Annotated in this window: 13 protein-coding genes, 2 tRNA genes and 2 rRNA genes; 11 read left to right on the forward strand and 6 right to left on the reverse strand. The window is 46.7% G+C overall.

Annotation, left to right across the window (positions count from 1 at the left end; genetic code table 11):
* Positions 1–11: 11 nt before the first annotated feature.
* Positions 12–1,520, reverse strand: coding sequence for an ATP-binding cassette domain-containing protein (locus V7R82_RS00560; RefSeq protein WP_023392473.1), 1,509 nt, complete (start codon positions 1,518–1,520; stop codon positions 12–14).
* A 166-nt stretch (positions 1,521–1,686) separates the two neighbouring features.
* Here V7R82_RS00560 and tyrS point away from each other — a divergent pair, with 166 nt between their 5' ends.
* Together tyrS and V7R82_RS00570 are read left to right on the forward strand one after the other, a co-directional pair.
* Positions 1,687–2,955, forward strand: a complete 1,269-nt coding sequence (tyrS, locus tag V7R82_RS00565; protein ID WP_338542843.1) for a tyrosine--tRNA ligase — start codon at positions 1,687–1,689, stop codon at positions 2,953–2,955.
* Between the two features lie 507 nt (positions 2,956–3,462).
* The gene (locus tag V7R82_RS00570) at positions 3,463–4,935 is read left to right on the forward strand and encodes a PcsB-like coiled-coil domain-containing protein (RefSeq protein ID WP_338542844.1); all 1,473 of its coding nucleotides are present in this window, start codon (positions 3,463–3,465) and stop codon (positions 4,933–4,935) included.
* A gap of 118 nt (positions 4,936–5,053) precedes the next feature.
* Here V7R82_RS00570 and V7R82_RS00575 read toward each other — a convergent pair whose 3' ends face one another.
* The 5 genes from V7R82_RS00575 to V7R82_RS00595 form a co-directional block, all read right to left on the reverse strand.
* Entirely contained in the window at positions 5,054–6,007 is a 954-nt protein-coding gene (locus tag V7R82_RS00575) for a substrate-binding domain-containing protein (protein WP_338542846.1), read from the reverse strand.
* The gene (locus V7R82_RS00580; protein WP_338542848.1) at positions 6,004–7,731 is read right to left on the reverse strand and encodes a sensor histidine kinase; all 1,728 of its coding nucleotides are present in this window, start codon (positions 7,729–7,731) and stop codon (positions 6,004–6,006) included. The genes V7R82_RS00575 and V7R82_RS00580 overlap by 4 nt, the downstream gene beginning before the upstream one ends.
* Positions 7,728–9,386, reverse strand: a complete 1,659-nt coding sequence (locus V7R82_RS00585; RefSeq protein ID WP_338542849.1) for a response regulator transcription factor — start codon at positions 9,384–9,386, stop codon at positions 7,728–7,730. The genes V7R82_RS00580 and V7R82_RS00585 overlap by 4 nt, the downstream gene beginning before the upstream one ends.
* A gap of 127 nt (positions 9,387–9,513) precedes the next feature.
* Positions 9,514–10,731: a hypothetical protein gene (locus tag V7R82_RS00590; protein WP_338542851.1), complete on the reverse strand. Its 1,218-nt coding sequence runs from the start codon at positions 10,729–10,731 to the stop codon at positions 9,514–9,516.
* Between the two features lie 72 nt (positions 10,732–10,803).
* Positions 10,804–11,943 carry an acyl-CoA dehydrogenase family protein gene (locus tag V7R82_RS00595; protein ID WP_338542853.1) on the reverse strand — a complete coding sequence of 380 codons (1,140 nt, stop codon included), beginning with the start codon at positions 11,941–11,943 and terminating at the stop codon, positions 10,804–10,806.
* Between the two features lie 160 nt (positions 11,944–12,103).
* Here V7R82_RS00595 and V7R82_RS00600 point away from each other — a divergent pair, with 160 nt between their 5' ends.
* The 9 genes from V7R82_RS00600 to V7R82_RS00640 all read left to right on the forward strand — a co-directional run bounded on the left by V7R82_RS00600 (position 12,104) and on the right by V7R82_RS00640 (position 22,352).
* Complete coding sequence (locus V7R82_RS00600; protein ID WP_338542855.1) at positions 12,104–12,781, forward strand: response regulator transcription factor; 678 nt, start codon at positions 12,104–12,106, stop codon at positions 12,779–12,781.
* Positions 12,774–14,018 (forward strand): HAMP domain-containing sensor histidine kinase, encoded by a 1,245-nt coding sequence (locus V7R82_RS00605; protein ID WP_338542856.1) that lies wholly within the window; start codon positions 12,774–12,776, stop codon positions 14,016–14,018. Before V7R82_RS00600 ends, V7R82_RS00605 begins: the two co-directional genes overlap by 8 nt.
* 89 nt (positions 14,019–14,107) lie before the next feature.
* Positions 14,108–15,190, forward strand: coding sequence for a M42 family metallopeptidase (locus tag V7R82_RS00610; protein ID WP_338542857.1), 1,083 nt, complete (start codon positions 14,108–14,110; stop codon positions 15,188–15,190).
* Positions 15,191–15,203: 13 nt separating this feature from the next.
* Positions 15,204–15,947 carry an MBL fold metallo-hydrolase gene (locus V7R82_RS00615; protein ID WP_338542859.1) on the forward strand — a complete coding sequence of 248 codons (744 nt, stop codon included), beginning with the start codon at positions 15,204–15,206 and terminating at the stop codon, positions 15,945–15,947.
* Between the two features lie 15 nt (positions 15,948–15,962).
* Positions 15,963–16,970, forward strand: coding sequence for a lipoate--protein ligase (locus tag V7R82_RS00620; protein WP_338542861.1), 1,008 nt, complete (start codon positions 15,963–15,965; stop codon positions 16,968–16,970).
* Between the two features lie 484 nt (positions 16,971–17,454).
* Positions 17,455–19,009, forward strand: a 16S ribosomal RNA gene (locus V7R82_RS00625).
* 89 nt (positions 19,010–19,098) lie between these two features.
* Positions 19,099–19,172, forward strand: a tRNA-Ile gene (locus tag V7R82_RS00630).
* 26 nt (positions 19,173–19,198) lie between these two features.
* Positions 19,199–19,271, forward strand: a tRNA-Ala gene (locus tag V7R82_RS00635).
* A gap of 192 nt (positions 19,272–19,463) precedes the next feature.
* A 23S ribosomal RNA gene (locus tag V7R82_RS00640) occupies positions 19,464–22,352 on the forward strand.
* Together the 16S and 23S rRNA genes with 2 tRNA genes alongside form the textbook arrangement of a ribosomal RNA operon.
* Positions 22,353–22,368: the final 16 nt, after the last annotated feature.

Raw genomic sequence — 22,368 nt, forward strand, 5'->3', positions numbered from 1 at the left:
AGACATCCTCCTTAGAGATAGAGTGCACTCAAGCGAAGAATTTCTTCTTGGGTGAGTGATTCGGTCTTTTCGACGCCAGCCAAGCGACCATTAGACATGACTGCAATGCGGTCAGTGATACCGAGCAACTCGGTCATTTCACTGGAGACAACGATAACGGTCTTGCCCTTCTTAGCCAAGTCTAAAATTATTTGGTAGATTTCGTACTTGGCTCCGACGTCAATCCCTCGTGTTGGTTCGTCGAAGAGATAGATATCCGCATCGGTTAGTAGCCAACGGCCAATAATCACCTTCTGCTGGTTACCACCTGATAAGGAGCGGATTTGTGTTCGTTGACTTGGGGTCTTGATGGCCATGGCATCAATCATGCGTTGGGTATCGCTACCCATGGAAGCATTGCGAATCAGACCTAACTTACCGCGATAGTGGCGCATGTTAGAGATAACCGTGTTAAAACGAATGTCCGCGATTGGGAAAATCCCAGTTGCCCGGCGTTCTTCTGTCACTAAGGCAAAGCCATTTTTGATAGCGTCGCGGGAGTTGTTATTATGAATTAACTTACCATTCTTGTAAATCTCGCCACTGGCTAGGGTTGCAATCCCGAAGATACATTCAATTAGTTCAGTCCGACGAGAACCCACTAAACCAGCAATCCCCAAAACTTCGCCTTCGTGAACAGTTAAGGATACGTCTTGAATGCTTGGTTGATATTTAGCGGTCAAATTGCGCACCTCTAAGGTTACCTGGCCAGGATGATTGTTGCGAGGTGGGAAGCGATGGCCGATATCCCGCCCTACCATGAGTTGAATGATACGTTCCATGGTTAAGTCTTTAGCTGCTTCTGTCGCAATCCATTGGCCGTCTCGCATAATGGTCACTTCATCAGAAATGGCTAAAATTTCTTCCATCTTATGGGAGATATAAACCAAGCCACAACCTTGATCCTTGAGTTGGTTCATAATGCGGAAGAGGTGCTGAACTTCTTGCTCCGTTAGAGAGGAAGTTGGCTCGTCTAGGATAATTACCTTGGCATCGTAGCTGACTGCCTTGGCAATCTCAATCATCTGACGTTGGGAGACGGAGAGTTTACCAATGATAGTCCGTGGATCAATATCCAAGTTGAGTTGCTGGAAGATGGCCTTGGTATCTTGGTACATCTTATGCTCGTCAATCAGGCCAAGTTTGGTTTTTGGGAAGCGGCCCAACCAGATATTTTCCATGACGCTACGTTTAAGAACCTGATTCAGTTCCTGATGGACCATGGAGACGCCTTGTTCCAACGCTTGTTTTGGGTTGTTAAAGCGTACGGGTTGGCCATTGAGTTTGATACTACCGGAGTCCTCGATATAGATACCGAAGAGACATTTCATCATAGTTGATTTACCAGCACCGTTTTCCCCCATGAGGGCGTGAATGGTACCAGGGCGAACTTTAAGTCGTGCACCGTCCAAGGCTTTGACCCCTGGAAACTCCTTGACGATATCTTCAATATCCAATAGGTACTCTGCGATTTGTGTCATAATGTCACCACCTTATAGGATTTGAATCTATTCTACCTCCAATGGCGAAACGCTTACATAGAATAATTTACGCATAAGGTTCGAAAATTTACGCTATTGCTAGATTGATTCAGACTTATAATCGCGTTATAATAGGAAGATAGAAAATACATAAGGAGGAAAGAAGATGTCAATTTTAGATGATTTAACATGGCGTGGTGCCATCAATCAGCAGACTAACGCTCAAGGCTTAGAAGAACTAGTAAATAAGAAGGCGATTGGCTTATATTGTGGCGTCGACCCAACAGGGGATTCCATGCACATTGGACATTTAATTCCCTTTATGATTCTTAAACGATTCCAGTTGGCTGGCCATAAACCAGTAGTGCTAATTGGGGGCGGAACGGGCTCAATTGGCGACCCAAGTGGGCGTAATAGCGAGCGCACCTTGCAAACCATGGATGTGGTAAAGGAAAACGCGCGTAAATTAGCAGACCAGATGAACCGCCTCTTCCTAAAAGGGGATGTTCAAGCGAGTGGTTTTCGGATTGTAAATAACTACGACTGGCTTAGCCAGATCTCGCTCTTAGATTTCTTGCGTGACTATGGTAAACATTTCAACATTAATAATATGTTGGCTAAGGATGTTGTCGCGTCTCGACTAGAGGTAGGGATTTCCTTTACTGAGTTTAGCTACCAGATTCTTCAATCCATTGACTTTGCCCATCTGTATAAAGAATACGATGTTCAATTACAAATTGGCGGCGCCGATCAATGGGGCAACATTACGGCCGGATTGGATTTTATTCGTCGGACTGAAGGCCATGAGACTGAAGTCTATGGGCTGACCATTCCGCTTATGCTCAAATCTGATGGCACTAAGTTTGGTAAAACAGCAGGTGGGGCAGTTTGGTTGGATCCAGAAAAAACAACGCCATTTGAGTTCTACCAATTCTGGCTCAATCAACAAGATGGTGATGTGGTTAAATTCCTTAAGTACTTTACCTTCTTATCTCATAAAGAGATTGATGCCTTGGCTGTCGAAATTGAGACTCAGCCTCACTTGCGGGTTGCCCACAAGCGTTTGGCTGAAGAAGTGACGCGCTTTGTTCACGGGCAAGAGGCTCTAGATGAAGCCATTCGGATTACAGAAGCTTTATTTACAGGCGAGGTGGGTTCGCTCACGGTTCATGAAATCGAGCAAGGTTTTAGAAATATGCCGCAAGCTAGCGCCTCAAGAGAGGAAGCTAACCTAGCTGTTTGGTTAGTAGATACTGGTATTGTTAAATCTCGTCGTGAAGCCAGAGAATTTATTTCTAATGGCGCGATTACCTTGAATGGCACCAAGGTAACCGATGTGGAAGCTGTGATTACGCCTCAAGATGCCATTGGTGGTAAGTACGTAGTCGTACGCCGGGGTAAGAAAAATTACACACTCGTTACCTATCAAGATTAAGATGTGAGAAGCAGGACTTTGGCCTGCTTTTTTTGTGTGAGTGAGTGTGGTTTGTGGGCTATGTAGTTGGGTTCTCCTCATGATTTTTTAGAGGTCGAAAACGACGCTGGGAGCCTCAAGGTATAGTATAAATATTGAATCAACATAGTAACTTATATGGGAATAATCTTTATGGCACCATCTGCAAGACTATCTTTTGGGATAGTTAATCCGCTTCAAAGGTCTAGACAAAAGCGGAAATCGGCCTGGCAAGCCATTTTCGTCACCTGTAGAATTCAGAAGACTTGGCCTATTCGTCAGTCTATTGTGGCAAAAAAGAGTCAAAAAACAGTGAAAACTCATGTAAAATTACAGCTATGTTACAGATGCTATACGAATCGTCGAAAAACCGCACCTTAGCCAAAACTTGTGGTATCATGTAAGCATGTCATAAAAAGATAAACCAAAACCTGTGTCCAACACAAGCGTGATATACAAATTACGAGACTAAAAGGAGTCAAATCGCTTATGAACAAGAGATTATTCAAAACGTTATTAACTTCAGCCGTCGTATTAGGGAGCGTAGCTGCACCTGTGGCTGCTTTCGCACAAGACTACGATTCATTAATCGGGCAAAGTGAAAGCCAAATCGAAAACTTATCGGCTGCTCAAGCACAACTTTACGCACAATTAGCAAGTTCTTATGCTAAGTTGCAAGAAGTTCAAACGCAAGCAACTACTCTTCAAGGGAATATCCAAGAAAATGACGCAGCAATTGCAAGCTTACAAGCAGAAATCAAAGACTTAGAAGTAGCAATTGGCAAACGCGAAAGCCTCTTGGCAGATCAAGCTCGTGCTGTTCAAGCAACAGGTGGGGCAGAAAACTACGTTAACGTTGTAGCTTCTTCTAAATCTGTTAGCGACTTTGTTGGTCGTGTAGACGTTGTGAAGAAGATGGTTTCAGCTAACAAAACACTTTTAGGCCAACAAAAGGCTGATAAAGAAGCTGTTGAAACTAAGAAATCTGCAGTAGAAACGACTAAAGCAGACAACGTTGCTAAGCATGTACAATTAGAAGCACTTAAAGGTGCTTTGACTGAAGAGCAAGCTAACAACGAAGCAGTATACAACCAATTGACTTCTGACTTATCATTAGCACAAAATGCTCGTGAAGCTTTAATTGCTGAAAAGGCTGCTTACCAACAGCGTCAAGCAGAGATTGCAGCAGCACAACAAGCAGCGGCTGAACAAGCTGCCGCAGAAGCTCAAGCACAAGCTTTAGCACAACAACAAGCACAAGCAGAAGCAGCTGCCCAAGAACAAGCGGCTCAAGAGCAAGCAACTCGTGAATCTCAATTAGCTGAGCAACCAGCACCAGCAGCTGAAGAAGCAAAACCAGCTGCACCAACTACAGAAGTTGAAGCAACTAGCCAAGCAGAAGCAACTGAAAGTCAAGCGCCTGAAGCTCCTGCATCTGAAACTCCAGCAGCTGAAGAGTCAACTGTTGCAGAAACTCCTTCAACTCAAGAAGAGTCAACAACACCAGTTCCACAACCTGCTCAAGAAGCACCAGCAGCTGAGGAAGAACCAGAAGCTCCAGCAGCTACTACTGAAGAAGAACCAGCAGCAGCAGCTCCAGCAGCTTCAACTTACGGCGATGTTTTATCAACAGCTGCTAAATACGTAGGGACTCCTTATGTATGGGGCGGTAAGAGCCCAAGTGGTTTTGACTGCTCAGGTTTCGTACAATATGTCTTCAAAGAAGCATATGGTATCGATGTAGGTAGCTGGACAGTACCACAAGAATCTGCAGGGACTCGTATCTCTGTATCAGAAGCACAAGCGGGTGACCTCTACTTCTGGGGTGACGCAGGTTCAACTTACCACGTAGCGATTGCAACTGGTGGCGGGAACTTCATTCATGCTTCTCAACCAGGTACTCCATTAGGCTACAACAACATCCAAAACTTCACACCACAATTTGCAGTGCGTGTACGTTAATAAGAAGTATATTAAAAGCTGGGATTTGTATCCCAGCTTTTTTCTTACTATATATAATAGAAGAGAGTTGGCAAGGACCAACTCTCTTTTGTATATGTTGCTTACTGCAAGCAGTATTTTATTCCAAAGGGAAGAGCCAACTGGCAAATTGGGGATTGAAGAGGTCTTGCGCCTCAATCCATTGATAGGTAAGCTTAGCGGTTACATCACTAGCCTTATCAGGCTGATTTTGACCAGTTTGCCCTGCTGCATAGCCTAAAGCATAGGGGTTGGGTGTGAGATTACGGCGGATGTCCCCTGCTTCGATAGCGCTAAATACCTGAGGTTGATAGCCGATGCTGTAGATGTCAGGAATAGCTAAACTTTGATGCAAGTAATGGGCCAGCTCTTGTATAGAGACTTGATCGAGTAAGACGACAGCCGGTTTGGAAGCTAAGGCTTCAACGGCACGAAGCATAGCCTGTTGATTTTCGAGTTTGTCGCCTTCTAAAGCAAGTGACTGGTAGGCTTGGCCAGACTGATCTAGGACGTCCTGAGCTCCTTTTAGGCGCTCGATGCTTTCTTGGTTGTGTGCCTGATAGGCTAAAATGAGAGGGGTCTCTGTCCCACTATTGGCTTTCAATGCTTGTGCTAAGGCCTGGCCTTGCTCCAGAGGCGCCCAACCAAGTTGGCTTGCTTGGGATAGTTGGACTTTTGGGCTATCGATTAAGGCCACTTTAACCCCTTGCTTAAGCCAGTTTTCCAATTGAGATGTTAACTCAAGGCTATAGGTAGAGTGAAGTATCACCTGATCGCCTGTTAGGAGTTTTTGCTGGCTTAAGAGGGCCACTTGTTCATCAACATTTTCTGGTAAAGCTAGGGTCTGAATCTCTATGTCGTCAGATGGATTGATTGAGGCTTTGAGCCCTGCCAAAAGTTGTTGGTTGTAGGGCTGGCTCAAGGCTTTACTGCTAGCAAACAAGATGCGATGTGTAATGGTCTGAGTAGGTTGACCAAGCCAAAGGCTCAATGCTAAAAGGCTAGCTAAACTGACTAGGATAAGTCCTAATAATATAGTAGAAAGTTTTCTCATGATGGCAAGTCCTCCCAATCTAAGCAAGGAATCGAGAGGCTGACGCAGGTTCCTTGGTCTTCTTGGCTATCAATTGTTAGCCCGTATTCTGGCCCAAAATAAATCTGCAAGCGCTCATGGACATTGCGCAAGCCAATGCCCGCTACATCAGATGGCTGTTTTATCTCTCGGCGTAGTTCTTCCAAACGCTCCACACTCATGCCTTGGCCGTTGTCTTTAATTTGGATTAGAATACCTTTTTCTGTCTGCTTAGCTTCAATTGTTAGCAAGCCGGGTTCATAGAGGTTGGCCAAGCCATGTATAATGGCATTCTCTACAATAGGTTGTAGGATTAGTTTGATAGTAGGGTATGAGCGAACTTGCTCTGGCAGCTTGAGCTGATAAGTGAATTGCTGATTATAGCGAATTTGCTGAATTTCTAGATAGTTCGTGACATGCTCAAATTCACGTTCCAAGGGGATGTACTCCTTACCCTTACTTAAGGTAATGCGAAGCAGACGACCTAAAGCGGTCACCATATGCGAAGCATCTCTAGTATTTTGACTTTCTATCATCCACAGGATGGACTCTAAAGTATTATAGAGAAAATGAGGTTGGATTTGGGCTTCTAAGACATTTCGCTCACTTTTGCGTAAAGCGGCTTCTTCAAGTTTAATTTGCTCCATGAGTTGGTCCACTTGGTTTAGCAGTTGGTGGTAGGCCTGATAGAGCTCATTGGCCTCATCGTAACCAGACGTCTCATAGTGACCAGTCGGAAGATCCTGAAAGTCTTGCATATGGAGCGCAAGGCGACGAATAGGACGGGCAATAAAACGAGCTAGTAAGTAGGCCAGAACGTTAATTAAGAAGGTCAAGGCTAAGAAGAGAATAAGCGAGGTCTGTAGAATTCGTGACAGACCACTAGCCAACACTTCTTGTAGGTAGGTCTTTCCGACAACGCGCCAATGGGTACCGGCCATAACCTGACTGGCTAATACGACATGGTTATCCTTATCTAATTGGACCTTTGTGGGCTCAGTTCCTAAATCTGGAATAGTTTCCCGCTTGAGTTCAGCGGTCATCAGGGCTTGGTGGGGATGGTAGATGAGTTCTTGTTGGTCATCTATCAAGTAAGTGTAGCCTTGCTTGCCAATCCCTCCAGTCTCAAAGAAACGCTGGAAGGTTTTGATTTTATAATCAATAAGTAGAAGGCATCGCTTGCCTTGATGGTTGAAGGGGATAGTATTAGAGATAACCCAAGGAAACTCTCCCTGGAAAAGGTGTTGAATATGAGGTTTAGAATAGAGCGTCTGATCGTGCTGTGCTTCTTTTTGATACCAATCGGGAGATAAAACCGGATGTTGGCTATTGGTTTTAAGTTGAAAACGGCTAGGTGCAAAATCTAGTACTTGGCCCTGTTCATCTAGCACTGCGATAGATTGGATATCTCGGTTAAGGGTGACGCTAGAATCAAGCAAATCATGCAAAGCTTGAGGTGTAAGACTTTCGAGTGTGATGCGGCGGATGATTGCCTCGTTGGCAACATCCATTGTCGCGATCATAGTTTCTAAGGCTTCTGTCGAGCGAGCTACATGCTGCTCAGTTAGGGTCATGGTCTGCTTAATCAGGAGATCGCGCGCAATTTGATAATGGCCCCAGAGACTAATGCCTAGAATAGAAGTCGACAAGAGGAAACAAGTTAAATAAATCACTCGGTGCAAGGGTTGTCGCTTGGTAGGGGTCATAGTGAGGGGCTCCCTTCTTGGGCGGCCTCACGAATTTGGCGCGGCGATAGGCCAAAGTAGCGCTTAGTACTATAGGAGAAGTAGTGAGTGTCGGTATAGCCGACGGCTAAGGCTACTTCTTGGACCTTGGCTGAGCTAGTTAGTAAGAGCTCTTTAGCCTTATTCATACGAATTTGAATCAAGTGTTCCTTGAAGGATTGTCCTGTCTCGCGAGTGAATAGAGAGCTGAGATAGTTAGGGCTGACATGCATTAACTGAGCCAAACGTTTGCCTGTAAAAAGTGGATCTTGATAATGTTGTTGCATTAAACGCAAGCCTTGCTGGGTTAAAGATTCTTTGAGAGTTTGGCGTTCGCTCTGGATTAAGAGTAGTAACTTTTTGCTGTGAGCCAGGAAGGTTTGCATTAAATCCGCTACTGACGCTTGGTTTGCTACTACCATTTGAGACATAAAGGACTCAATCAGCGGTGAGTTTTGGATGCCAGTGAGGTTTTGACTGATGCGAATAACCCGTGAAGTTAATTCTAGGAAAAAGAGATAGTCGGCCGAAGGAGTAGAGGATTGGAGATGACTTTGGTTAATTAAGCTCACAATGTAATCCTCAAATTCAGGGTAGGAAGCAATCTTGATCAAAGACAAGAGACGTTGATCAGGGGTTGCATCGTAGTCTAGGTTTGATTCCATCTCAACGCTGAAGTCACCATAGTAACATAGGGCAGTATTTGGCGCCGATTGGCAGTAATCATAAGCCTGAAGCGCCTGATGGTAGAGGCGCTTTAAGTCCATCAAGTGTGAGGATGCTTGACTAATACCCAGGTAGAGGGTGCGCCGATAATTTTTCAGGAAGGTTTGCTGGATATCTTGCAGCAAAAGGTCGAGGCTAGCTGAGATATCGGGCTTATCATGGCTAAGGATGATGATTAACTTACCAGCAAAAGGGAAGGCTTCGGCCGGCAAATATTTATGACAGACCTCTAGGACGGTCTTGCGATAGGAGACCCAACTAAGCTCTTCGGCAAAGAGAATGTCTCGCATATCCGGGCTGATGGCGTGGATAGGGCTAGAAGACTGGCGTGGACAGAGGCTAATGACGGTATAATGAGGGCCGGGAATTTCTAATTGATAGAGATTAATACGGTTTTGCCAGTAAGAGGTATCTTCCAGGGATAAAGGCTCGGTTACAAGGCTAATAAGCAAACTCCGACGTGAGGCCTCAATGGTTGTCATATACTCCCGTGTCATTTCCTGCATATCCAGAGCACGCTGGCGCTGAGCGTCTAGGTTCTGGCTAACACGGGATAGAGCGGCTTGGATATCTGTAGGAGTGATAGGTTTCAGTAGATATTCTTGAATATTTAGACGAATAGCATTCTGAGCATAGTCGAATTTGTCGTGGCCACTGATAAAGATAATCTTGATAGTGGGATCAAATTCGTAGATGGCTTGACTCAATTCAAAGCCGTCCATGAGTGGCATGCAAATGTCGGTAATGACAACATCGGGACAAGTTTCTTCGATAATGGCTAGGGCTTCTTGGCCATTGCTGGCAGTGCCTACTAGTTCATAGCCCAAAGAAGTCCAATCCATTAGGTTGACAATGGACTGGAGCACAAAAGTCTCGTCATCTACAAATACAAGTTTTCGTCGGGTGGTCATGCAAGTCCCTCCTGAGGACATAAAATAGGTAACGCTTTCTATCAGTTTAACACAATTTTTGGGGATAGCATAGGGCCCTATATAAAAAGCCACAAGTCATCAGACCTGTGGCTTTCTAGTTTTAAGCTTATTTTTTAAGTTGGAAGGTAATATCGCCGGATTTAGTTAAGGACTTAAAGTCTTTGTCATAGAGGTTGACGTTCAAAGTAAGTGAGCGATCTTTGTAGAGATCATAGTCATCCTTGCTGTAGACGAATGCTAAGTGGTAAGTATACTCTTGGCCAGGTTCTACTACTTCCTTATCTTTGGCCGGCTCAACTTCAACCATGCCTTCGTGCATTAATTTTAGTTGGTCATTGAAAACTAAGTTACCAGCGGTCTGACGTGCGTTCAAGGCAACTTTACCGTTGTTCTTAACGGTAATTTCAGCAGTTAAGACTACCACACCACCTTTAAGTTTTTCGAAACGGCTAGCTTGATCCTCATTAGGCTTGAAGTCAACCAATTGGTAGCCGTTCAAAGTCACATCATAGCCTTCAAAGTTAACGTTTTGCTTATCAGTACTTGAGCTAATGAGGGTCTTAGTTCCCCAGTTTTCAGCAGTCAGTTTGTCAGGGTAGAATTTGCTAGCCGCTGAGCGTTTTTCTTCCCCTTCTTTAGACGTTGGCAGAATAGTAGATGCCGTAGGTACAATAGCATCCGTAATTTTGTCCCCTTGATTAGCTAATACAACGAGGGTATCGAATGATAACGCGCCATTTTTGTTTAATTGTTTGAGGGCGTCGCCACCAATTGTTAGGACAACGAAGCCGCGAAGCTCAGTTTTAGCCTTAAGTACTTGCTTGGCGTCTACAACAGCCTTGGTTAGGTCTTTTGTCTCATCTACTAGGTTGTTGTTGTGGCTCACTGCTCTGTTATAGCCTACAATGGAGCCAGAGAAACCGCCGGTAATGTAAGCATCTTTATCTGAGTCATTCTTAAGGGAGACATCAAGTACAAGAACAGCGCCAGTTTGGGTATTGCCACCAAAAGGAATCTCTAAGTCCTTGGAAAAATCTTTGAGGGAGATTAAGCTGTAGGCATGGATGGTTTCCGTAACAGGAGCCTTGCCTAAGGTAATAGGGGTTGAGTTTGTGTAAGTTACGCTGGCTTCTTTAGCAGAAGCTGCAGTCTTGATAGCCTCCGTTACCGCCTTGAAGTCTGTGCTAGATTCTGAGCTAGCGGTACTTTCTTGGCTACTAGCGCTTGACTCGCTGCTTGAAGATTCTGCCAAAGCGATTGAAGGTCCTGCTAAGAGGGCCGTTAACGATAAGCTGCATAGGAAAATGCGTAAAGTTTTTTTCATTTCATTACCTCCAATAGTAAATCCTAGTCATATTATAATACAGAATGGATAGGCATGCAAAGTTGTCTAGTGCTATGACTTGATAGGGCCCAAAAGCATGCTAGCCCAAGCTTCGTGGAGTGATTCTTGATCGGAAGGTTGGAAGAGGCCAGCCAAGACGTCGCGATAGAGACGGGATAATTCGTTGTGGCTGAAGTAGGCTTGGCCGCCACAAGCTCGAATCACCTCTTCGACTGCTATTTTAGAGGCTTCTACGGAACGGTTTTTAAGGGCAGACAGGCGAGGTAACCAGCTCAAGTCATAAGGTTGATCTTGATCTAAAGCCTGGCAGAAATGATTGAGTTGAGGTGGGATGGCATCCAGTTGGATAGCGGCTTCAGCCAAGCGCCAACGGATGTTCTTGTCCTGGTCGTAAGTTGTCTGGTTGCTGACGGAATAACGCTTTTTGACTGTTTCTAGTCCCAGTTCGAGGGCTCGTTGGCCAATACCTAAATAGGTAGCTGAGAGTAGAATCTCGAAATAAGCGAAAATACCGAAAACGGTGGGATCTAAACTTGGACCAGGAGCCAGTTTGGCCAAGATTTGTTCAGGTCTTACTTGCAGACCCTTGAGCGTCACGCTGTGTGATTGAGTGGCACGCATACCGAGCGTATCCCAGTTTTCGTGAATCTCTAATTGATTATCTTGTTTGTGGGCATAGGCAAAGACGGATAGGGCTTGTTCTTGGCTGGAATCGGTCGCAAAGGTCACGAAACGGCTGCAGGCCTTAATCATCGACAGGAAGACCTTGTCGCCGTAGAAAAGATAGCCTCCATCTGATTGGGGTTGAGCCTGGCAAATAGAGCCGAAGAGGACGCGGTCATTGGAAGGTTCCGAGATGCCGAAGGCTAGGAGGTGACCTTCAGCCGCGTCTTTTAGGATTTGTTGACCTGCAGTTTGGTCATGAGCTACTAGATGACGGCCCAAGCCTACAATGATCTGGTGCATATTAATGCCTAGGGCAGTACCAGGTGCTGCCTTGGCTAGGCGGGTTTGTTCCTGAGCGATTTCTTGAAGTGTGAGACCGTGCCCGCCAAATTCTTTGGGTACAAAGGCCTTGTAGTAGCCAGCTTCTTTGAGAGCTTGATAGTCTAGCTCAGGAAATTCGTTGCTTCGGTCGTAATGGTCTGCGCGTTGATGGATAGAATCGAGTAGTGAATCAGATAAAAACATAGCGGACACTCCTTGGAAAGTAGTTAGTAAAATAGATGGATGCTTGATTTCCTTCCTTATTATAACATGATTGCTGTGTGCCGCCTTGCTAAACGCTTGCAAATAGCGACTGACGAGGCAAATGTGATACAATGAGACTAGCATAAGGAGGGCAAGAAAGATGAGATTGTTACTAGCAGAAGATGAATTAGATTTAGCTAAGGGAATCCAGGCTATTCTCAAGCATCATCATTATGATGTGGATCATGTAGCGGATGGAGAAGAAGCCCTCTTGTACGCACGCTCTATGGAGTATGATGGCCTGATATTAGATGTCATGATGCCTAAGAAATCGGGCTTCGAAGTCCTAACGGCTTTACGGAGCGAGGGGTCTCAAGTGCCAACCTTGCTTTTAACGGCCAAAAACCAAATTGAAGACAAGGTGCAAGGGCTTGACTTAGGGGCGGATGATTATTTAACTAAACCCTTTGATATGCAGGAACTTCTAGCCCGTATTCGGTCTATGTTGCGACGCCCGGCCAACTTGGTAGAGAATGATTTGCGTTATGGTGATTTAACCCTCTACCGGCAACGGGCCTGTCTAGCGGTAGGGGCGACTGAACTCGCCTTAAATAAGCGAGAGTTTCAACTGATGGAGATGCTCTTGTTGAACCAACAACAGGTTTTGTCTTCCGATTTAATTATGGAAAGAATCTGGGGCTTAGACTCCGACGCGGAGATTAATGTGGTCTGGGTCAATATTTCGTCCTTACGCAAAAAATTACAACAGCTGAGTTCTAAAGTGACGATTAAGGCCTCGCGAGGCCTGGGTTACCAGCTGGAGGTGGCGCATGATTAAAGAGATGCAAGGCCGTTTTGTTCAGATTGCCATGCTATCTTTTACGGCTGTGCTCTTGTGCCTGCTCCTGGGTTTGAATGGGCTCAACTATTGGCAGACGGTTCAAGAGCTAGATGGCGAAGCAAGTCACCTAATAGACCAGAGCCAGAATCAGCATCAGGACAATCAGGAAAGACCACCTCTGCCGAAGAATCAAGGCTTTGATTGGGCTAGACTCTGGCAGAGCTATCAGGAACCGAATTATCACACGGCTCGTTATATCTACGCTAAAACCGATGCCGATGGTAAGTTAGTGACTAGCCAATTAGACCGCATGGATGATTATGACCAGGGAACTTTGGCGAATATGCTCAGCCCACTATTGAAATCTTCTAAAAACCGGGGCTGGATTGGCGTCCTCCGCTACTATCAGCGGACGAATTCGCAAGGAGAAAAGGAATGGCTCTTTGTAGATGCTGGTCGCCAACTTCAAGCGGTGACTCGCTTGGCCATGATTTCGCTGGTTATTTTGGTTTTGACCTTACTCATCGTCTATGGTCTACTTCGATACTTTTCTAATAAAGCCATTCGGCCTTTGATTAACAATATTAAACGCCAACAGGAATTTATTAGTAATGCTAGCCACGAGATTAAGACCCCTTTAGCGGTTCTGGCTACCAATAACGATGTCTTGGAATTGACAGGATGCAAGAATGAATGGACCCAAAGTAATCGCAGGCAAATCCAACGCTTAAATGCCTTAGTGGAGCAGATGCTGAAATTAGCTCGCTATGACGAAGGCCGAGTCGCGCTAAATCCAGAGTCTCTGGATTTAGTCGTCTTGTTAAAACAAGCGTTGGATGATCTTGAGGGCTTGCTTGAAGCAAACCAGGCGCAGGTTTCCTTGAATTTGCCTGATAGCATTCTGTTGACTATCGACAGGGCCTCTTTTCAACAGGTCAGCCAGGTTCTACTTGAAAATGCCCTTCAGTATCATCTGGCAGGGACAGAGATTGAGATTGGTTGGCGACAAGCTGACAAGAGCTTGTATGTGACCAATCATTGTCATAAAATGAGTCAAGAGCAGGCAGAACGCTTATTCGAGCGTTTCTACCGGCCAGACCAAGGGCGCCAACGTGACCAAGGAGGAAGTGGGATGGGCTTGTCCTTAGCCCAAGCGGTAGCAGAACGCAATGGTTGGCATTTAAAAGTCGGCATGCGTTCAGAGACTGAAATAGAATTTACTATTCGATTCTAGCTAGGCGAGCAATCCTGCTTGAAGTCGCTAGGGCAGAGTACTAAAATAGGAAGTGCGATACATATTATATAGTAGAAAGAAGGAATAGGATGGAAATCAATGAAACTTTGTTGCGTGCCTTGAGTGAAGTCAATGGGATTGCGGGTAATGAAGGTGCGGTTCGCCAACTTTTCAAAGAAGAAACGGCACCTTATGCGCAAGGCTACGTTCAAGATGGTCTTGGTGGCTTATTTGCGGAGCATATTGGGGATGCCAGCGGTCCGCGGATTATGATGGCTGCTCACTTTGATGAAGTGGGGTTTATGGTTAGTCAGATTACGGATAAGGGCTTCCTAAAGTTTGTGCCGATCGGTGGTTGGTGGAGCCAGGTAGTTTTGGCCCAGCAAGTGACCGTTACGACACGAGACGGCAAAACCTACCATGGTGTGACGGGCTCTAAGCCTCCACATGTTCTACCTGCGGAAGCACGCAAGGTGGCGGTCGATATAGCGGATGTCTTTGTCGATTTAGGAGCGACTTCTAAGGAAGAAGTGCTAGAGTGGGGTATTCGTCCGGGGGACATGATTACGCCGTATATCGAATATCGTCGTCTCAATGGCGGCCCTTTCCTCTTAGGGAAAGCTTGGGATAACCGCATCGGCGTTGCAGTTGCGATTGAAGTATTAAAATATGCAGCCAGCCAAGGTCACGCTAGCCAGCTCTTTATCGGGGCGAATGTTCAGGAAGAAGTTGGTTTGCGTGGCGCTAAGGGCGCGACCCACAAACTGAATCCTGCTATTAGTTTTGCATTAGATACAGGGACTGCGGGTGATACACCAGGTATGACGACTAAAGAAGCAGACAGTGAATTAGGCAAAGGGCCTCAAGTTTTAATTTATGATGCGTCTATGATTCCTCACAAAGGCCTGCGTGACTTTGTGATTGATGTGGCGGAAGAAGAAGGCATTCCATTCCAATTCACCAGCATAAAGGGTGGCGGAACGGATGCTGGGGCACAGCACCAAAGTCTTGATGGCGTGCCATCCATTGCTATTACCATTCCGGTTCGCTATTTACATTCCCATACTTCGATTATTCACGAAGATGACTTCAAACATACAGTGGCGCTGATGACCGCCTTGCTCAAACGCCTCAACTGTCAGACGGTTGCCGATATTGTGGCTAATGCCTAGGGGGGCAGGACATATGCATATTCATTGTTTAGGATGTGCCGGAGGTTACCCAATGGGAGACAATGGCACAACTGCTTTTGTGGTTTCAAGTCAGGACCGGTCCTATCATATTTTGCTTGATGCAGGGAGTGGTGCTGCACGTGCCTTAGAAAATTATCTAGATGTACTAGAGCTTAATGCTGTCATTGTTTCCCATGACCATGCTGATCATGTGGCGGATCTAGGTACTATCCAGCATTTATTAATGTTGAAACCTTCAGGTGCTAAACGTGCGCCAGTGCCTATTTATTTGCATGATCAATCGGTATTTCCGCCATTGGCTATTGAGGACAAGACCAGCCAATTGATGAGTTATGGGGCGGATAGTGTCTTAGAATGTGGGCCTTTCCGCGTAAGTTTTTGCCAGACGGTTCATCCACTTGTTTGCTATGCTATGCGTGTGGAAGAGATGGAGACAGGGCAAGTCTTAGTCTTTACGGCTGATACTGGCTGGTGCCCAGAGCTAATCGACTTCAGTCAGGGTGCCCATGCATTAATTGCTGATTCAGCCTTTACTAACGAACGGGGGCGAAACGAGATTCATATGACGGCTAGTGAAGTCGCGCAATTGGCCAATCAGGCTCATGTGCGAACCCTGGTCGCTAGTCATATGGCGCCTCATGCGGATCAAACACTCATCCTCCAACAAATAGCGACGGACCTGAGTGCCGACATTAACTTAGTTCATTGTCAGCCGGGACTGACTTTATCACTTTAAGAGGGAGACTATAAAATGTATTTTGTTGATAATGGCAACAACTATGATGCAAGTTTGAATATTGCCTTGGAAACTTATTTGGTGGAAAACCGATTGGTCGATGAGCCAATCTTGCTCTTCTACATCAATGATCCTTCTATTATAGTAGGAAGAAACCAAAACACCATTGAAGAAGTAAACCAAGCCTACGTAGAAGAAAAAGGAATTCGAGTGGTTCGCCGTATGTCCGGCGGTGGGGCTGTCTACCACGATCGAGGGAACTTTTCATTTTGCTTCATTAAAGACGATGACGGCTCCTTCCGAGATTTCGCTAGCTTCACGCAACCGGTAATTGAAGCTTTGCATAAAATGGGAGCAAAAGGAGCGGAGCTCAAAGGGCGAAATGATCTGCTGATTGAGGATAAGAAGTTTTCAGGTAATGCCATGTATGCAAAGAATGGCCGTATGACTGCCCATGGGACCATCTTGTTTGATGCAGACCTAGAAGAGGTCACAAAAGCTCTTAAACCTCGCAAGGAAAAATTCGAATCCAAGGGAATTAAATCGGTGCGAAGCCGCGTGACTAATATTAAACCTTATGTGTCACCGGAATATCAAAAACTCACTACCGAGGAGTTCCGTGATTTACTCTTGCTTGAAATATTTGGCGTGGAAAGTCGCGACCAAGTCAAAGAATTTAAGTTGACTGAAGCGGATTGGGGCAAAGTCCGAGAGATTCAAGCTGAACGCTTTGGTAATTGGGAATGGAACTATGGACAATCACCAGCTTTCGCTATCCAAATGAGTCAGAAGTTCCCATTTGGCTTTGTCGATTTCCGCTTCAATGTGGAGCAAGGGTTTATTAAGGAAGTTAAAATCTATGGCGACTTCTTTGGCCTAGGAGATATTAGCGATGTAGAAGCCTCGCTAGTAGGCGCTCGCTTCGAGCGCGAGGCTGTCAACCAAGTCTTTGAGAACTTAGACTTCAATAAATATTTTGGACGAGTAACAGCAGAAGAAATTCTGAGCTTAATCTTCGGCTAGAATTGGCACTATATATAGGGGAGGCCACTTGGCTATACAACCTATATATAGTGTTTTTCTTTTGGCCAAAAAAAGGACTGAAAAGTGGCTAGAAAGTGTTGACTTAGTGGGCTTAGTCATGGTATATTACATTATGTTCTTAGGAACACACGAACCATTTTCTAAAAATCGTCAAAAGCATTCGAAAAAGCTTTGACATGAGGAGAAGATGGTGCTAATATATAGAAGTTGTCGCTGAGACAACGGCCAAGCAAAAAAACTTCGAAAAAACTTCTGAAAAGTTGTTGACAGGAAGTGAGGCTTGTGCTAATATATAGAAGTTGTCACGTGGTGACGACAAGCACATTGAAAACTAAACAAAGACACACCAAGAATGTGAGGGTCATCGAGGAAAACTTGATGAACAACCAACAATTCGGCAGCAGACAAGCTGGGTAAAAAACAAGCTAGTAAAGAAATGAGTCAAGTAGACTTATGAAATTATTTTCATGAGAGTTTGATCCTGGCTCAGGACGAACGCTGGCGGCGTGCCTAATACATGCAAGTCGAACGAACCGCGACTAGGTGCTTGCACTAAGTCAAGGTGAGTGGCGAACGGGTGAGTAACACGTGGGTAACCTACCTCATAGTGGGGGATAACAGTCGGAAACGACTGCTAATACCGCATAGGACATAGGATCACATGATCCAGTGAGGAAAGGTGGCGCAAGCTATCGCTAAGAGATGGACCCGCGGTGCATTAGCTAGTTGGTAGGGTAACGGCCTACCAAGGCGATGATGCATAGCCGACCTGAGAGGGTGATCGGCCACATTGGGACTGAGACACGGCCCAAACTCCTACGGGAGGCAGCAGTAGGGAATCTTCCGCAATGGACGCAAGTCTGACGGAGCAACGCCGCGTGAGTGAAGAAGGTCTTCGGATCGTAAAGCTCTGTTGTTAGAGAAGAACAGCGCATAGAGTAACTGTTATGCGTGTGACGGTATCTAACCAGAAAGCCACGGCTAACTACGTGCCAGCAGCCGCGGTAATACGTAGGTGGCGAGCGTTGTCCGGATTTATTGGGCGTAAAGGGAGTGTAGGCGGTCTTTTAAGTCTGATGTGAAAGCCCACGGCTCAACCGTGGAGGGTCATTGGAAACTGGGAGACTTGAGTGCAGAAGAGGAGAGCGGAATTCCATGTGTAGCGGTGAAATGCGTAGATATATGGAGGAACACCAGTGGCGAAGGCGGCTCTCTGGTCTGTAACTGACGCTGAGGCTCGAAAGCGTGGGGAGCAAACAGGATTAGATACCCTGGTAGTCCACGCCGTAAACGATGAGTGCTAAGTGTTGGAGGGGTTCCACCCTTCAGTGCTGGAGTTAACGCAATAAGCACTCCGCCTGGGGAGTACGGCCGCAAGGCTGAAACTCAAAGGAATTGACGGGGACCCGCACAAGCGGTGGAGCATGTGGTTTAATTCGAAGCAACGCGAAGAACCTTACCAGGTCTTGACATCCCGACGACCGCTCTAGAGATAGAGTTTTTCTTCGGAACGTCGGTGACAGGTGGTGCATGGTTGTCGTCAGCTCGTGTCGTGAGATGTTGGGTTAAGTCCCGCAACGAGCGCAACCCCTATAACTAGTTGCCAGCATTAAGATGGGGACTCTAGTTAGACTGCCGGTGACAAACCGGAGGAAGGTGGGGATGACGTCAAATCATCATGCCCCTTATGACCTGGGCTACACACGTGCTACAATGGATGGTACAACGAGCAGCGAACTCGCGAGGGTAAGCGAATCTCTAAAAGCCATTCTCAGTTCGGATTGTAGTCTGCAACTCGACTACATGAAGCCGGAATCGCTAGTAATCGCGGATCAGCACGCCGCGGTGAATACGTTCCCGGGTCTTGTACACACCGCCCGTCACACCACGAGAGTTTGTAACACCCGAAGCCGGTGGCCTAACCTTTTAGGAGGGAGCCGTCGAAGGTGGGATAGATGATTGGGGTGAAGTCGTAACAAGGTAGCCGTATCGGAAGGTGCGGCTGGATCACCTCCTTTCTAAGGAGTAACGGAACCTCACGGAGCTTGCGTCTTTGTTTAGTTTTGAGTGTGCTATTATAGCAAACTCAAAAGGGTTTAAATAATCCGGGCCTATAGCTCAGCTGGTTAGAGCGCACCCCTGATAAGGGTGAGGTCGATGGTTCGAGTCCATTTAGGCCCATTGGATACAATTAAATATCCAGCTACGGGGGATTAGCTCAGCTGGGAGAGCGCCTGCTTTGCACGCAGGAGGTCAGCGGTTCGATCCCGCTATTCTCCATAGCTTATCATTTTTGGTAAGCGAACTTGCACATTGAAAACTGAATAACCAAACAAACCGTTTTATCATCCGACAGGATGGATGATAAAACACATTATTTCTAAAATAATGAACCGAGAATTGACCGAGTCTGTAAGAAATTACAGAGTAAGAAAAAATAGCGCGAAAGTATCATGCATCAAGTATGATCGTGGTTAAGAAACAAAGGGCGCACGGTGAATGCCTTGGCACTAGGAGCCGAAGAAGGACGTGACGAACGACGAAATGCTTTGGGGAGCTGTAAGTGAGCTAAGATCCAGAGATATCCGAATGGGGGAACCCGGCTAGCGTAATGGCTAGTCACACCTACGGGTGAGGTAGACGCAGAGAACTGAAACATCTAAGTACCTGCAGGAAGAGAAAGAAAAATCGATTCCCTGAGTAGCGGCGAGCGAAACGGGAAGAGCCCAAACCAGTGTGCATGCACACTGGGGTTGTAGGACTCTAACGTGGACTCAAATGAGTTAGTAGAAGCTGGTGGGAAACAGCGCCAAAGAGGGTGAGAGCCCCGTATACGAAAACTGATTTGTACCTAAGAGTATCCTGAGTACGGCGGAACACGTGGAATTCCGTCGGAATCCGCCAGGACCATCTGGCAAGGCTAAATACTCCCTAGTGACCGATAGTGAACCAGTACCGTGAGGGAAAGGTGAAAAGCACCCCGGGAGGGGAGTGAAAGAGTACCTGAAACCGTGTGCTTACAAGTAGTCAGAGCCCGTTAAGGGGTGATGGCGTACCTTTTGTAGAATGGACCGGCGAGTGACGATAGTTGGCGAGGTTAAGTTGAAGAAACGGAGCCGTAGCGAAAGCGAGTCTGAATAGGGCGAAAGTCAGGTGTCGTCGACCCGAAACCAAGTGACCTACCCATGTGCAGGTTGAAGGTGCGGTAAGACGCACTGGAGGACCGAACCAGGACACGTTGAAAAGTGTTTGGATGACGTGTGGGTAGCGGAGAAATTCCAATCGAACTTGGAGATAGCTGGTTCTCTCCGAAATAGCTTTAGGGCTAGCCTCAGAGTAAGAGTCATGGAGGTAGAGCACTGTTTGGACTAGGGGGGCTCACGCTTTACCGAATCCAGATAAACTCCGAATGCCAAGGACTCATCTCTGGGAGTCAGACTGCGAGTGATAAGATCCGTAGTCGAAAGGGAAACAGCCCAGACCACCAGCTAAGGTCCCAAAGTAACTGTTAAGTGGAAAAGGATGTGGAGTTGCATAGACAACTAGGATGTTGGCTTAGAAGCAGCCACCATTCAAAGAGTGCGTAATAGCTCACTAGTCGAGTGACTCCGCGCCGAAAATGTACCGGGGCTAAACAGTACACCGAAGCTGTGGATTCAATTTTAAATTGAGTGGTAGGAGAGCGTTCTAAGGGCGGTGAAGGCATACCGAAAGGAGTGTTGGAGCGCTTAGAAGTGAGAATGCCGGTATGAGTAGCGAAAGACGGGTGAGAATCCCGTCCACCGATAGACTAAGGTTTCCTGGGGAAGGCTCGTCCGCCCAGGGTTAGTCGGGACCTAAGCCGAGGCCGATAGGCGTAGGCGATGGACAACAGGTAGAGATTCCTGTACTTGTTAACAATGTTTGAGCGATGGAGGGACGCAGGAGGCGACGCCACGCAGACGGATGGAAGTGTCTGTAGAAGCACGAAGTGGTGGTATGAGTCAAATGCTTATACCTATAACTGTGACGTGTGACCTGGAGCGAAATTTAAGTAGCGAAGGTGGCTAATCAAACTGCCGAGAAAAGCTTCTAGTGAGTTGTTAACAACCCGTACCGCAAACCGACACAGGTAGTCAAGTGGAGAACACTAAGGTGAGCGAGAGAACTCTCGTTAAGGAACTCGGCAAAATGACCCCGTAACTTCGGGAGAAGGGGTGCTGACAGAAATGTCAGCCGCAGTGAATAGGCCCAGGCGACTGTTTATCAAAAACACAGGTCTCTGCAAAATCGAAAGATGACGTATAGGGGCTGACGCCTGCCCGGTGCTGGAAGGTTAAGAGGAGTGCTTAGGAGCAATCCGAAGGTACGAATTGAAGCCCCAGTAAACGGCGGCCGTAACTATAACGGTCCTAAGGTAGCGAAATTCCTTGTCGGGTAAGTTCCGACCCGCACGAAAGGCGTAACGATCTGGGCACTGTCTCAACGAGAGACTCGGTGAAATTATAGTACCTGTGAAGATGCAGGTTACCCGCGACAGGACGGAAAGACCCCATGGAGCTTTACTGTAGCTTGATATTGAGTGTTTGTATGGCATGTACAGGATAGGTAGGAGCTGAAGAAGTGTGGACGCCAGTCTACACGGAGGCGCTGGTGGGATACTACCCTTGTGATGCGGACCCTCTAACCCACGTGTAACAGCACGGGAGACAGTGTCAGGTGGGCAGTTTGACTGGGGCGGTCGCCTCCTAAAGAGTAACGGAGGCGCCCAAAGGTTCCCTCAGAATGGTTGGAAATCATTCGTAGAGTGTAAAGGCAGAAGGGAGCTTGACTGCGAGACCTACAAGTCGAGCAGGGACGAAAGTCGGGCTTAGTGATCCGGTGGTACCGTATGGAAGGGCCATCGCTCAACGGATAAAAGCTACCCTGGGGATAACAGGCTTATCTCCCCCAAGAGTTCACATCGACGGGGAGGTTTGGCACCTCGATGTCGGCTCATCGCATCCTGGGGCTGAAGTCGGTCCCAAGGGTTGGGCTGTTCGCCCATTAAAGCGGTACGCGAGCTGGGTTCAGAACGTCGTGAGACAGTTCGGTCCCTATCCGTCGCGGGCGTAGGAAATTTGAGAAGAGCTATCCTTAGTACGAGAGGACCGGGATGGACGCACCGCTGGTGTACCAGTTGTTCTGCCAAGGGCATCGCTGGGTAGCTATGTGCGGGATGGATAAGCGCTGAAAGCATCTAAGCGTGAAGCCAGCTTCAAGATGAGATTTCCCATTCGAAAGAAGTAAGACCCCTGAGAGACGATCAGGTAGATAGGCTAGAAGTGGAAGTGGAGTGATCCATGGAGCGGACTAGTACTAATCGGTCGAGGTCTTAACCACAAGATTTGAGGTTAGG

The organism is Abiotrophia defectiva ATCC 49176, assembly GCF_037041345.1.
Taxonomy (GTDB): domain Bacteria; phylum Bacillota; class Bacilli; order Lactobacillales; family Aerococcaceae; genus Abiotrophia.